General features: G+C 51.2%; 15 protein-coding genes and 1 pseudogene. 9 read left to right on the plus strand and 7 right to left on the minus strand.

From position 1 onward, the window contains the following. Nucleotides 1-230: hypothetical protein (locus OGY10_RS04250; protein ID WP_286576339.1), on the minus strand; the 230-nt coding region annotated here is incomplete at its 3' end. Between the two features lie 71 nt (nt 231-301). On the opposite strand from OGY10_RS04250, the gene OGY10_RS04255 reads away from it, so the two are divergent. The 8 genes and pseudogenes from OGY10_RS04255 to OGY10_RS04290 all read left to right on the plus strand — a co-directional run. Further along, the gene (locus OGY10_RS04255; protein WP_072420580.1) at nt 302-1,018 is read left to right on the plus strand and encodes a helix-turn-helix transcriptional regulator; all 717 of its coding nucleotides are present in this window, start codon (nt 302-304) and stop codon (nt 1,016-1,018) included. Nucleotides 1,019-1,053: 35 nt separating this feature from the next. Beyond that, nucleotides 1,054-1,506, plus strand: a complete 453-nt coding sequence (locus tag OGY10_RS04260; protein WP_072420579.1) for a hypothetical protein — start codon at nt 1,054-1,056, stop codon at nt 1,504-1,506. A 71-nt stretch (nt 1,507-1,577) separates the two neighbouring features. Continuing rightward, entirely contained in the window at nt 1,578-2,051 is a 474-nt protein-coding gene (locus OGY10_RS04265; RefSeq protein WP_096002207.1) for a YfjT/YkfB family phage-associated protein, read from the plus strand. Between the two features lie 119 nt (nt 2,052-2,170). After that, entirely contained in the window at nt 2,171-2,992 is an 822-nt protein-coding gene (locus OGY10_RS04270; RefSeq protein WP_286576342.1) for a DUF932 domain-containing protein, read from the plus strand. A 30-nt stretch (nt 2,993-3,022) separates the two neighbouring features. After that, the gene (locus OGY10_RS04275; RefSeq protein WP_004104682.1) at nt 3,023-3,466 is read left to right on the plus strand and encodes an antirestriction protein; all 444 of its coding nucleotides are present in this window, start codon (nt 3,023-3,025) and stop codon (nt 3,464-3,466) included. Between the two features lie 12 nt (nt 3,467-3,478). Continuing rightward, complete coding sequence (gene radC, locus OGY10_RS04280; protein ID WP_064360220.1) at nt 3,479-4,018, plus strand: RadC family protein; 540 nt, start codon at nt 3,479-3,481, stop codon at nt 4,016-4,018. A gap of 10 nt (nt 4,019-4,028) precedes the next feature. Further along, nucleotides 4,029-4,370 (plus strand): type IV toxin-antitoxin system YeeU family antitoxin, encoded by a 342-nt coding sequence (locus OGY10_RS04285; protein WP_047081510.1) that lies wholly within the window; start codon nt 4,029-4,031, stop codon nt 4,368-4,370. A 20-nt stretch (nt 4,371-4,390) separates the two neighbouring features. Next, nucleotides 4,391-4,633 (plus strand): annotated as a pseudogene (locus OGY10_RS04290) (TA system toxin CbtA family protein); the annotation flags it as partial. Between the two features lie 182 nt (nt 4,634-4,815). Here OGY10_RS04290 and OGY10_RS04295 read toward each other — a convergent pair. From OGY10_RS04295 to OGY10_RS04320, 6 genes are all read right to left on the minus strand, one after another. Next, complete coding sequence (locus tag OGY10_RS04295; protein ID WP_286576345.1) at nt 4,816-5,949, minus strand: hypothetical protein; 1,134 nt, start codon at nt 5,947-5,949, stop codon at nt 4,816-4,818. A gap of 297 nt (nt 5,950-6,246) precedes the next feature. Continuing rightward, nucleotides 6,247-7,119: a phosphorothioated DNA-binding restriction endonuclease gene (locus OGY10_RS04300; protein ID WP_191226465.1), complete on the minus strand. Its 873-nt coding sequence runs from the start codon at nt 7,117-7,119 to the stop codon at nt 6,247-6,249. Nucleotides 7,120-7,615: 496 nt separating this feature from the next. Further along, nucleotides 7,616-8,872: an NAD(P)/FAD-dependent oxidoreductase gene (locus OGY10_RS04305; RefSeq protein ID WP_191226464.1), complete on the minus strand. Its 1,257-nt coding sequence runs from the start codon at nt 8,870-8,872 to the stop codon at nt 7,616-7,618. Beyond that, nucleotides 8,859-9,113: a (2Fe-2S)-binding protein gene (locus OGY10_RS04310; protein WP_008786074.1), complete on the minus strand. Its 255-nt coding sequence runs from the start codon at nt 9,111-9,113 to the stop codon at nt 8,859-8,861. The genes OGY10_RS04305 and OGY10_RS04310 overlap by 14 nt, the downstream gene beginning before the upstream one ends. Then, entirely contained in the window at nt 9,110-10,213 is a 1,104-nt protein-coding gene (locus OGY10_RS04315) for an NAD(P)/FAD-dependent oxidoreductase (protein ID WP_191226463.1), read from the minus strand. Before OGY10_RS04315 ends, OGY10_RS04310 begins: the two co-directional genes overlap by 4 nt. Then, nucleotides 10,210-11,151, minus strand: coding sequence for a 4-hydroxyproline epimerase (locus tag OGY10_RS04320; protein WP_191226462.1), 942 nt, complete (start codon nt 11,149-11,151; stop codon nt 10,210-10,212). Before OGY10_RS04320 ends, OGY10_RS04315 begins: the two co-directional genes overlap by 4 nt. Nucleotides 11,152-11,459: 308 nt before the next feature. Here OGY10_RS04320 and OGY10_RS04325 point away from each other — a divergent pair, with 308 nt between their 5' ends. Then, the gene (locus OGY10_RS04325; protein ID WP_008786078.1) at nt 11,460-12,275 is read left to right on the plus strand and encodes an AraC family transcriptional regulator; all 816 of its coding nucleotides are present in this window, start codon (nt 11,460-11,462) and stop codon (nt 12,273-12,275) included. The last annotated feature ends 116 nt before the right edge of the window (nt 12,276-12,391 follow it).

Consider the following 12,391-nt stretch of genomic DNA (forward strand, 5'->3'; position numbering starts at 1 on the left):
CGTGCGTGATGCGGTGGTGTCGGTCGCACGGGCCGTCTGGGACTGGATATTCTTCTGATATCGCAATTTTCTCTGCGAATGATGAACTGGTTGTTAATGATGTGTTGATTGTGGACACGTCCTTTCCACTGCGTTTTATCATCAATTAAATCAGGCGAAGCATCATTATCTGTCAGACGAGCGCCTACAAGGCTGGACTGCTCATAAAAAATAGTTCCGATGTTGTCCATACCCTGTCCACTCCTTCCTTTAAAGTAATCATTATTAATTCATAGAGTTAACTTCTCAGGAGAAATCTTTCATGACGCTTCAGGAGCGGCGACATGACCGGCTTGCCGTCAGGTTGTCGTTGATTATCAGCCGCCTGGTGTCCGGTGAAACTCTGTTTATTCGCAAGCTGGCAACTGAATTCGGGGTGTCAGAGCGCACGTTACGTCGTGACTTTCGGGAACGTCTGATGTATCTCGACCTGGATTATTACCAGGGGCAGTGCAGTCTGCGCTCAGATATTCACAGTACGCGGCAGGAAATAGATATTCTGACCTTTGCTCACCGCACGGGGCTGGCCGGGGTTTTCCCGGGCTTTGACCGGCGACTGGTCAGCAGCCTGCTGGACTGTGATGATCGACCCTGTCTGGTATGGCATCAGGACAGACCTCATCCCCCGGCAGGAAAACTCTGCTTCTACAGGCTGGTCAGAGCTATTTCGGGATGTCAGCGCATCACCATTCTGACTGAAGGGGAGCGTCATGAGGCCGTTGCACCTTACCGGCTAATCGCCCTGGATGGTTACTGGTATCTGGTCGCTGAACATAACAGGCAATTACGTGTCTTCCGGCTGGATGAGATTCATCTGGTAAGGCCATCCCGGGAAACATTTATTCGCAGTGAGCTTCTCTATCAGCTGTCGGAAGATAAACATTTTATCTCTGCCTTACCTCATTTCCATTTTATTCAGCAGTCGCTGAATTCATTTTCTCCATCAGAAAGTCGGGGGCAATCCGGACACACTGATTAGAGATAGTCTCCATAATTGAATGTAAGGTTAATCTAATGAAAAAATTGAAATTATTTTCTTTACTGCCAGTCATGTTGTTCCCCCTGCTTATCGCAGGTAATTCTCACGCAGCACGTCCTTATAGCGGGTTCCTGCCTGCGGCAGTGAATAATAAGAGTGGGAATATATTCTGGTGTGATGCCCACCGACAGGTCAGAAAACTGTGTACAGCGACGGAAGTGGATTCAATGGGATGGTTTATTGTTGTTCGCTCGAAACCTTCCAGAGATTGTCCGGGTGGCATATGGGGGTGGATCACTCCCAGTAAAGATGATGTGGCAACAGGGTATACCATTACGCCAGGTAAAGAATTCAATCTGACCATGAAGGATATGTGCAGTCCCGATATGAACGTAACGTTCCGCCCGAATAAAAAGGACCCTCGTTATGACGATCTCGTCGGGATTTATGCCGGGAAAGAAGCGTTTCGCTACAAACAAATAAAATAACCCAACTATTTATTCATTTCTTTATTGTTTTGCACAACAAAAGCTTTATTACATGATTTTAGGACAACATTATGCGACTGCCTTACGTAATAGTTACATTAGCTATGCTGGCTTCTGTATCAACAGCACAGGCTATTCCCAATATGTGGACGAGTGGTTTTGGGATGGGCGTGACCGAATATATCATTACCAGCCCGGATAAGGTGGTGTTTAATCTGAACTGTACTGGCAATCCGGATGCGCAGAATATTCTGCAACACGGTGTTGATCTCACCCTGCCTGATGGGACATCAATAAGCTCTCATGACGACGGGACAGAAATAACGGTAGTCATGGATAGCAGCCAGTATCCGTTACCTTCATCCCTCGGCTGGCGAAATGGTGATAATGCCTGGGTGTCATTTATTGACGCGCTGGGTCAGTCGTCCAATTTCGATGTTTACGTCAACAATAATAAAGTTGGCTCCTTCAGTCCGGGGCTGAAGAATACGCAAAAAGAGCTGTCTGACCTCAGTGAATGCCGGACCACACACTACAGCGATTAGTTACTTACATTTCAGACCTCTCCACCCCACAACATACCAACACCAGATAGCAACAGGCCATGCTCCTTCGGGAACATGGCCTTTTTGTTTTTAATTCATTATCAGATAAGGAGTTAGCTATGCGATTAGCCAGCCGCTTTGGTCGTATAAACCAGATACGCCGTGACCGGCCTCTGACCCATGAAGAGCTGATGAGTCATGTACCCAGCGTGTTCGGGAGTGACAAGCATGAATCTCGTTCAGACCGTTATACCTACATCCCGACCATCACCATTCTCGAAAGCCTGCAGCGTGAAGGCTTTGAGCCGTTCTTTGCCTGCCAGACGAAGGTCCGCGACCAGAGCAAGCGGGAGCACACCAAACACATGCTTCGCCTGCGTCGTGCCAGTCAACTGACCGGGCATCAGGTACCGGAAATCATTTTGCTCAACAGTCATGACGGCACCTCGAGCTATCAGATGCTTCCGGGACTGTTTCGTGGCGTCTGTACCAACGGACTGGTCTGCGGACAGTCATTCGGCGAAGTGCGGGTACCACATAAAGGGAATGTTGTTGAGAAGGTGATTGAAGGGGCTTACGAAGTGCTCGGTGTGTTTGACCGGGTGGAGGAGAAGCGCGATGCAATGCAGTCACTGGCACTGCCAGAACCAGCCCGTAACGCCCTGGCGAATGCCGCGCTGAAGTATCGCTTTGGTGAAAACCACCAGCCGGTCACGGTATCGCAGTTGCTGACCCCACGTCGCCGGGAGGACTACAGCGATGACCTGTGGACCGTATACCAGCGCGTGCAGGAGAACCTGATGAAAGGTGGATTGCCAGGGCGAACCGCTCAGGGGAAAAGCAGCCGCACCCGTGCTGTTACCGGTATTGATGGCGATGTGAAGCTCAATCGCGCCCTGTGGGTTATGGCAGAAAACATGCTCGATTTTTTCGGGCGTTAAACAACCCTTCCGGCATAAGGAGATAGTTTAATGAATACACAAAATCATCAGTTCGCGGAGCTTACCGCAATTACTGCCTCAGTGGTCCCGGACGAGTTACGCATCGGCTTCTGGCCGCAGCACTTTGGTTCCATCCCACAATGGATAACCCTTGAACCTCGCATTTTCGCCTGGATGGAGCGGCTGTGTGCCGATTACCACGGTGGTATCTGGCGCTTTTCGACGCTCAGCAACGGCGGCGCTTTTATGGCTCCCGAGTCAGAGCACGATGAGAAGTGGACATTGTTCAACAGCATGAATGGCAATGGCGCAGAGCTTACCAGTGAAGCTGCAGGGATGGTCGCCTGTCTGATGGCTTACAACCACCACGCCTGTCGCACCGAGTGTGACGCGATGACTGAACACTATTATCTCTTACGCGACTACGCGCTAATCCATCCGGAATGCAGCGCCATTATGCATCTCATCGACTGAGGAATACCTGACATGAATACCGCATTATCCCCGGTGTCAACGCAGCCTGAACTCTTTCCACTGATTATGGCCCCGCATGGTTATTTGCTCCCTGCGACCGCCGGATTAACCCCCTATGCCCAACGCACCATTCGCCGCGCTATCAATCTACTGGATAAATATCTGCGTCAGCCCGGCAAATCCTTTACCTCCAGTACTGCTGCTCGTGACTGGCTTCGGCTACAGCTGGCCGGACAGGAGCGGGAAGTGTTTATGGTGCTCTATCTCGATAACCAGCACCGTTTACTGGAGAGTGAAACACTATTTGCCGGTTCGATTAACCATGTCCAGGTCCATCCTCGAGAGGTAGTGAAGTCAGCGCTTCGCTTCAATGCTGCAGCTGTCGTGCTGGCGCATAACCATCCATCCGGTGACCCGGAGCCCAGCCAATGTGACCGCAACATTACGGGCAGGCTTAAAGAAGCGCTGGCACTGGTTGATGTGAACACTCTCGATCATCTGGTTATCGGATCAGATGGAATTGTGTCTTTTGCAGAGCGAGGCTGGATATGAGGGTACTGCAATGAAATCTACTGACTCAGAGAACGATTCATTTCTCAAGTGGGGGCTGAATCGTAATGTGACACCTTTCTTTGGCGCTCGTCTGGTACAGGAGGGAAACCGACTGCACTATCTGGCTGACCGGGCCAGCATTAGCGGTGAATTCAGTAACGCAGAATCTTTGAAGTTGGATGAAGTATTCCCACGTTTTATCAGCCAGATGGAATCGATGTTGACCACTGGTGAAATGAATCCTCGCCATGCCCACTGTGTCACCCTGTACCACAACGGTTTTACTTGCGAAGCCGACACCCTTGGCAGTTGCGGCTACGTATACATCGCCATTTACCCCACTCAGCGCTAATTACTTTCACGAGAGCAAATATGAAAACTCTACCTGCAACAAATCCGCAGGCGGCGACGCTATGTCTGTCGCCCGTGGCAGTCTGGCAAATGCTGCTTGCACGCCTGCTGGAACAACATTATGGCCTGACACTCAACGATACACCATTCAGTGATGAAACGGTAATTCAGGAACATATCGATGCCGGTATATCTTTGGCCGATGCCGTGAATTTTCTGGTGGAAAAGTATGAGCTGGTTCGTATTGATCGCAGAGGGTTTAGTTGACAGGAGTAATCACATTATCTTCAAGTTGTAGATATCCTGCGGGCACGACAAGCTTGGCAGCTCAAGCAAGTAACCTTGATTAACCAATTTCATAGAATTTAATATGCTCACCATAACAGGCAGATTACTCTGCCTGTTATGGTGTATGCATAAGGTTTGAGAGTTTACAAAACATGGGTTCAAAAGTTTAAAACACTTTTATCCACTGCAATACATTGCTGGGCTGATTTTTTTATTTCTTCTCTAGCCTTTTTTTCTATTTCTTCAGACAGTATGTCGAAGATTATGCTTTCACGGAATTTTTTTGTCGTTTCTTTAGGACAGACAAGATAAACTCCGCCATATGAAAAAAAGATAACTCCTGATACTAAGCTAAATTTTTTATCCTCTGAGAGCTGATACTTCCATCCTCTGCTATGAAGCATTTCAGAAGGAATTTCATCCGTTTTGATAGAAATTGTAACTGGTTCCATGATCGTCATCCCAGTCATCCGAAATGCCATGTTGACAATCAGTAACGGAATGACGTGCATGAAGGCTGATGACAGTAGTAATAAAGCGAAAACAACACCTGTAGTATTTCTCAGAGGTTTAAACCATCCTCTAGAGAAATCTTGTCGTAAAAAAAAGATGCATGGAAATATATTGATTACTATTACTAATGTACCATACACAAGGAATAACGAGGTCTGCTGGTAGTCATCCATTCCATTTTCGACGTGTAAGAATTTGCTCAATAGTGTTATAGGGAAGACTACTAGCCAGCAATTGATCCCCAGTAGAAAGGGTTTCATTGAGTAATCTAATAGTAGAATTTTTATTTTTGTTATCGTGTTTAGTGACTTCAGATGAGTGTGTATGCTTTTTCTCTGAAGAATAAATGTAATAAAAACACTAATAATGCCAGTCAATAACATCAAGGCTATGAAAGTAAATTCTCCTGGGTCTATATCAAACAAAGATATTAAAGCAACAAATGTTATGCAGAGAAAAGAGCTTCCAGCATAAATAAATGCTTGAAGTACTTTCTTTCGCTTTGACTTGGCATTATTTTGATTGCCATGTATAACGAGGCATCCTAACAAAAAGGGTAGAAACAGTACGCCACAGAACAATATAATGCTACTTAAGAATATTATTCCAGAGAAGGAGAACAGCTCGTTAAAAGTGACAGCTTGAAGGAATATATCTAGACGGCCAATCCACGTTAGATAAAACCAGATAAAAATGGCAGTGAGCGTCATTAGAACGATGCTGAATCCTGCTCCAAGGCGAAGTATTCCACCATAGCTATTGTTTGTTGAGTCTGACATTCTTATTCCTTAGAGTCCCTTGAATGAGGAGTTCAGATATACAATAATATACGGAGAGAAAAAACATTTATAACAAGCTATTAGAAAAGAAGTTCAACTTTACTTAGCTTTCTTTGTCTGGGGGGTACAACCGCGTTAGGTTGCAGTACTTCGCGTGATTTTGTAGATTCATTACTGTCTGGTTTTTGAAGTGGATAATAATTGAGTATACAACTGAGTATACATCAATAATGTATAGATTTTTAATTTATTATAATTCAGTAGATTAACGTTGAAATTCGAGTCCGGCCTTCGCACTCACCCCCTAAACACCTCCTTTCTGTGCCATTCCAAAAATCCTTCTTTTGGATAATTCTCGCGCATCATCGGCAGCGCTATCGATTTACCGTCGAAATCCCAGAATAGTCTGCCCACCATACCGCTGCCATTCACTGCGGGCGACACTTGAACTCGCATACTCTCATCCAGCCCAATCGAACCTTTATCAAAGGCTTTATGATGAATTGCACACAGCGCTAGGCCGTTTGAAATCTCGCACGGGCCGCCGTGCTGTTTCCATTTGATATGGGCGGCTTCCAGGGCAACCGAAGTGCTGTCGTGGCGCATATTGAAGCCACAAATGGCGCATTCATAGTTATAGGCACGCAGAACCTGCTGGCGGAACAATGGGTCCCGCTGTTTGCGGATTTGCAGGATATCAAACCCCAGTTCATCCGCGATCTCTTCCTGGATGCTTTCGGTGAAGTGAGCCTCGAGAATTTGCTGCGCCAGGGTGTTAATGAGACTGTTGCTCTTTTTCAGCAGGGCAAAATGTTGTTCATCAAAGCCTCCGGCAACGTTATGCGTCACCAGTTCTCCGGCGGGGGGCTGTTTGCTGCTGCCGGATGTTGAGCAATGCTCGGAGTTTTGTAGCTCCCAGAACCCATCTCCCTGTAAGCGCCAGAAGGGCATATCGGGGCGGTACTGCGCGCGCTGTGGCCCAAATCGCTCCAGCAGGCTATGCAACGGGTCGCGAACTTCCGACCCGTAGTCAAACAGGCGACCGTGACCCTGCTGATACCCCGCCAGCACATGAAGCAGCAGCAGAGGCTTGTGCGGCGCACGCTGCTCGCCTTTACGCCAGATGGTGATGTCGGCAATTGCCTGTTGCAGGGATTTACTGGAAGTCATTGATTTCATTTTCGGGTAAATAATTGCGATGATGCTCGCAAAATATCACTTAATCAAGCGTTGCTGTGTCTATTTCGGCCAACACTAAAAACAATATTCATTATCGAATTCGCAGATTAAATAAAACACTTTTTTCGCCATATTATTTTTAAGTTATTCATGCTCATTCATAGGGGGGGGTATAAAAAACCTTGCTTTAGTAAGTGTTATTTTTCTAACTATACGAAAAGAAAAGGTTATTTCCTGGGGTGTTATGCTTGTTTCTGCTTGTTAATAAAAGCAATATCGGTAATTTGAAGTGTTGGGTTTATCATATTTTAACCATGAATTACATTTCCTTTATATTTTTGAATGTTTGGCATAAATAGGACGCTCGGTTCCCAATACACAGAGCGAAATAGATATGGGTGAAGATAAAAATTATTCCCTTTGACGAAACGGTCTACGGATACACCACATCAAAAAAGGCGCCAGTGGGCGCCTTTATACCTGACCATCACCCCTCTGGTTTTGCGAGATGGATAAGCGTGTCGACACGCGCGGGGGAAAGCGGTTCGCGCGGCTGCGGCAGCGGCCAGCCGTACAGCCAGCGGGCGCTGGTGGCGCAGACTTTCCCCTGACAGGCCCCCATTCCACAGCGTGAGGCGAGCTTTGCCGCCTGCCAGCTTTCGGCGTTTTGCACGTCGCCACAACGAATATCCTCACAACGGCAGAGCAGCGTATCCGCGGTGGTCGCGGCTTTTAGCGACTCCGGCAGCGCAAACGTCGTATGCAACGCCTGGGCAAAACGCTGCCAGCGGGCGCGCGCGGAGATGGCGCTTTGGGCCTTTTGCGGACAATTTGCGGCGGCATAGCCGGCAATTTCTCCCTCGGCTAACGCCAGCTCGCTGCCGCCAAAGCCGGTGCATTCTCCTGCCGCATAGATGTCCTGCACACTGGTGCGTTGATCCGCATCGACCCAAATAGCCTGATTTTCTGTTTTGCAGCCAAAGATTGCGCCAGGTTCTATATTCGGTACCAGCCCATAGCCAATGGCCAGCCTGTCGCAGGCGATCTCCCGGGTTTGCCCTTGGTGGCGCACGGTCACTGACTGCAGACAGGTATCACCCTGCGCTTGGATGACCTGGCTTGCCGGATGATAGCGGGCTGGAAAGAGCTCGCCGAACTGACGCAATTTTTCAGGCCAGCGCCATAGCCCGGTTGCGAAACGGGCCAGTGCGGTCATCGGGGTCTGTTCGATAATGGCGACAATATTCCCGCCAGCGCGTTTCACCGTACTGGCGACCGCCAGCAGAAGAGGACCGCTGCCTGCAATGACCACGCGTTCCCCCTTGAGTTGCAGGCCATGTTTTATCTGCGCCTGCAGGCCTCCGGCCCCCGTCACATTGGGGAGTGTCCAGCCGGGAAAAGGCAGCGAGAGTTCTCTGGCGCCGCAGCATAAAATCAGCCGCTGCCAGCGGATTTCGCCGCAGTCGTCTGCGGTTTCGAAGACTACGGAATGTGGGGTGGGGCGGGCAATTAGCCGGGCACCGCTCAGCAGTGTGATGTTGGGATGTTCAGCTACCGCCTGACGAAGCCGTCTGGCGTGCCGGGGGAGCGAGACCTGCGGCCCGTCGCGCCAGATTTGCCCGCCGGGCCGCGGGTTGTCATCAAGGATTATCACCAATTTTCCACAGCGTGCGGCAGCTAGTGCCGCCGACAACCCGGCTGGCCCTGCGCCAAGGATCAGGATCTCACAGTCAACGCTTTGCATGATGGCTCCTTTCAATCACCATTTCGGGCTGGCATTCCGTCTGGCAGGCCAGCACCCGGTGTCCGTTCACCGTGACGCGGCACTCCTGGCACACCCCCATTCCGCAGAAGGGCGCGCGCAGTTGACCACTCACCGAACGACGGGTCACGCCGTTGCCCACCAGGGCCAGTGCTGCTGCAATACTCATTCCGACGGGAACCTCACAGCTCTGGCCGTCGATAATTACGTTCAGGGTTGTCATGCGATGGCCTCCTGCTTGTGCAGGCGAGCGGGAAGCCAGGCATCCGGGGACACCGCCGGGCGCTCGCCAAGGATCTGGGCGCAAAGTAACTCGGCGGTTGCTGGCGCGGTTGTGACGCCGAGTCCTTCATGTCCCAGCGCCAGCCAGATACCCGGACGCGCAGGATGTGGGCCAATCAGCGGGTTGCCGTCAGCCGATGCCGCCCGAAAACCGCTCCAGCAACGGATGATATTTAGTGTCTCCAGAGAGGGTAAAAAATGGCGCGCTCGCGCCAGCATCTGTGCCAGCAGAGGGAGGTCAACCTCGCGGTCGGTGTTATCAAACTGGCGGGAGGAGCCAATCAGCAACTGTCCGGTGGGGCGTGGCTGAATGTTAAATGCCACTGAGGTGCCGCCTGCATGGGCGCTGGCACCGTATCCCAACTCTACCAGCTGGTGGCTGAGCAAGGGGCCGTAGCGGTCGGTGATCGCCAACTGACCTTTTTTGGGTCTGAGCCAGTTTTCACCCAGCAGCGTGTTGGCACCCAGACCGCTGGCGATGACGATGGCGCGCGCGCGCAGTCGTTTGCCGCTGTGTAGGGTGACGTAAGGGGCATCAACAGAGAGGGCGCTATCCCGAAGGTGCGTTAAATCGACATCGTTAATAAACCAGCGGGCGACGTTTGGGGCGTAAACTATCCCGTCGCCGGGGACCCACAGCCCGCCAGCGAGTCCGGCGGTGAGCAGCGGTTCGCGTGCGGCAAGCCGATCGCGGGTCTGCATTTCACTGACAACCTGGTATTGTGCCATTCGTTGTTTTTTTTCTTCTGCCAGCGCAAGCTCTTGCGGCGTTTCCGCCAGCCACAGCGTGCCGCATCCGCGCCAGGCACAGCTTTCCGGCATCCGGGGCGTCAGTTTGCGCCAGCTCTCCAGAGACCAGGCGGAGAGTGCGAGCTCCGCAGGATCGTCATCCATGCACACCAGGTGACCCATACCCGCCGCCGTCGCGCCCGCATTGCCGTCATCGACCAGCGTGACTTGCTGTCCGCGAGCGGCCAGTTGCCAGGCGCAGGCGGCCCCGATAATCCCGGCACCGATAACGATGACGTCACTTTCGATCACAGCGAGATCCCCCAGCGGAACGGATCTTCAGGATTGAGGATCAGCTTATTATCACCACAGACCCATGCCTCTCCGCGGATCGTCGGGACGATCTTGTCGCCATGCGGCACGAAATGCGCCGTAAATTCGCTGCCGATGATGCTCGCCTGCCGCCAGGATTCTCCGGATTTGAGTTTTCCGTCCTCTGCCAGACAGGCCAGTTTGGCGCTGGTGCCGGTGCCGCAGGGCGATCGATCCCAGGCTTTACCGGGGCAGAGTACAAAGCTGCGGCTGTCCGCGCGATCATCTTCTGCAAACAGTTCGATGTGATCGATAATGCCGTCATGTTCGCCACGAATGCCTGCACGATCTAACCCTTCACGGATTGCCCATGCGTACTCCGTCAATTCAGGGATCTTTTCCGGCGAGACCGCGAACGGATGATCGTTGACGAGGAAGAACCAGTTGCCGCCCCAGGCGATATCACCCGTTACCGTACCGTGGACGGTTTCAACCTGTACCTGCTTACGCCAGCGGTAGGCCGGTACGTTTTCGACCGAGACGCTGCCGTCTTCGTGCAGCGTGGCGGTCACATTGCCCACCGGCGTTTCAATCAGATGTTTACCGGGTTGAATGCGCCCAAGCCATGCCAGCGAGGCAATCAGCCCGATGGTGCCGTGACCGCACATGTTCAGAAAGCCGCAGTTGTTAAAGAAGATGACTCCCGCCGTGGCCTGTGGCGAAACTGGCTCACAGAGCAATGCACCGACCAGAACGTCGTTACCGCGCGGCTCAAGAATAATGGCTTTACGCCAGTCGTCGTAGTCGCGGGAAAAACGCTCCCGACGCTCGCTCATGTTCCCCGTTCCCAGATCCGGAAAGCCGTCGATGACCAGGCGAGTGGGTTCACCGCCGGTGTGAGAATCAATCACTCTCAGTTCACTGTACTGTGCTGTCATAGGATCTCCGGGAAGTTAATGTTTTGTTGCTAAATGCTGACGCAAGCCTTGCGTCCCGGCTTGATCGCTTTCGTCACCGCAAATGACGAAATCAGCATAATGACCGCTGTCATCGTTAAGGCATTATCATATTTATTTGTTATTAATCATTTTGTTAGTGACGTGGTAAACCAAAATAGGCAACTGCGCCAGTGGCTGGAAAAGGGGAAATTATAAATCTACGGCAGGATCGCAAAACACAGTAAGGATGCTTGCTAGGTTAACAAAAAGTTAATAAATATTCAGATCACTAATCGGGAGGAAGCGTGATGTCCTGTGTGATTAATGATGTGCGGGCCCCGTCGCCGGTGCCTGAAGTGGCTGAACTTAGCCAGATATGTGAGGGGTTGGCGCGTCAGCGTCCGGACAATATCCAGACGTTGCTCCATGCGATGGCATTGATTGCGCCGCTGCTCAATGCCATTCCGAATGTGGTTTTTTTTATCAAAGATGTGCAGGCCCGCTATTTAATGGTCAATATGACCCTGGCACGACGCTGCGGGTTTAAGACGGTGGTTTCTCTGTTGGGTAAAACCTCTGCTGATGTTTTCCCTTCAGCGCTTGGGCTGGGCTATACCGAGCAGGATATGCGGGTGCTGCGCGAAGGGGTAACGCTGCGCGATCAGCTGGAAATGCATCTCTACAACGGTCGTGAACGCGGCTGGTGTTTGACCCAGAAGCTGGCGCTGCGGGATGCGCAGGGCCAGGTCATCGGTATGGCAGGGATTTCACACGATCTGCAGGAAGCGCAGGCGCGTCACCCGGCGTGGCAGCGGCTGGCGATCGTCGACGATCATATCCGCAACCATTATCACCGTCCCATCGCGATGGAAGAACTAACCGCCCTGAGCGGCATGTCGGTGGCGCAAATTGAGCGCTACTGTAAGCGTATTTTTCATCTCACTCCGCGCCAGATGATCCACAAAGTTCGGCTGGAAAAAGCCACCGAACTGCTGGCGGGCGATACGCCGATTACCGATATTGCGTTGCAGTGCGGTTATACCGATCACAGCGCGTTTAGCCGCCAGTTTAAGGCGATGACGGGCTCTACGCCGCGTGATTTTCGCATTACGCTTGCCGGGTAAGACACACTCACTGTGCTAATTTCGTCATCAAAGAGGAAGAAAACCACCAAGCAGTCGGTCGCCTGAAACGTCAATCTGTCAGTGAATATTCACCATTCATTCACTTTAAATTAACA

Origin of the sequence: Citrobacter sp. Cpo148 (assembly GCF_030332375.1) — a bacterium.
GTDB classification, from domain to species: domain Bacteria; phylum Pseudomonadota; class Gammaproteobacteria; order Enterobacterales; family Enterobacteriaceae; genus Citrobacter; species Citrobacter portucalensis.

Bases quoted from the DNA above. Each gene is read 5' to 3' on its own strand.
- OGY10_RS04300 (WP_191226465.1), bottom strand. From the start codon at position 7,119: ATGACTTCCAGTAAATCCCTGCAACAGGCAATTGCCGACATCACCATC.
- OGY10_RS04320 (WP_191226462.1), bottom strand. From the start codon at position 11,151: ATGACAGCACAGTACAGTGAACTGAGAGTGATTGATTCTCACACCGGC.
- OGY10_RS04285 (WP_047081510.1), top strand. From the start codon at position 4,029: ATGAAATCTACTGACTCAGAGAACGATTCATTTCTCAAGTGGGGGCTG.
- OGY10_RS04275 (WP_004104682.1), top strand. From the start codon at position 3,023: ATGAATACACAAAATCATCAGTTCGCGGAGCTTACCGCAATTACTGCC.
- OGY10_RS04305 (WP_191226464.1), bottom strand. From the start codon at position 8,872: ATGCAAAGCGTTGACTGTGAGATCCTGATCCTTGGCGCAGGGCCAGCC.
- OGY10_RS04325 (WP_008786078.1), top strand. From the start codon at position 11,460: ATGTCCTGTGTGATTAATGATGTGCGGGCCCCGTCGCCGGTGCCTGAA.
- OGY10_RS04295 (WP_286576345.1), bottom strand. From the start codon at position 5,949: ATGTCAGACTCAACAAACAATAGCTATGGTGGAATACTTCGCCTTGGA.
- OGY10_RS04255 (WP_072420580.1), top strand. From the start codon at position 302: ATGACGCTTCAGGAGCGGCGACATGACCGGCTTGCCGTCAGGTTGTCG.
- OGY10_RS04265 (WP_096002207.1), top strand. From the start codon at position 1,578: ATGCGACTGCCTTACGTAATAGTTACATTAGCTATGCTGGCTTCTGTA.
- radC (WP_064360220.1), top strand. From the start codon at position 3,479: ATGAATACCGCATTATCCCCGGTGTCAACGCAGCCTGAACTCTTTCCA.
- OGY10_RS04310 (WP_008786074.1), bottom strand. From the start codon at position 9,113: ATGACAACCCTGAACGTAATTATCGACGGCCAGAGCTGTGAGGTTCCC.
- OGY10_RS04270 (WP_286576342.1), top strand. From the start codon at position 2,171: ATGCGATTAGCCAGCCGCTTTGGTCGTATAAACCAGATACGCCGTGAC.
- OGY10_RS04260 (WP_072420579.1), top strand. From the start codon at position 1,054: ATGAAAAAATTGAAATTATTTTCTTTACTGCCAGTCATGTTGTTCCCC.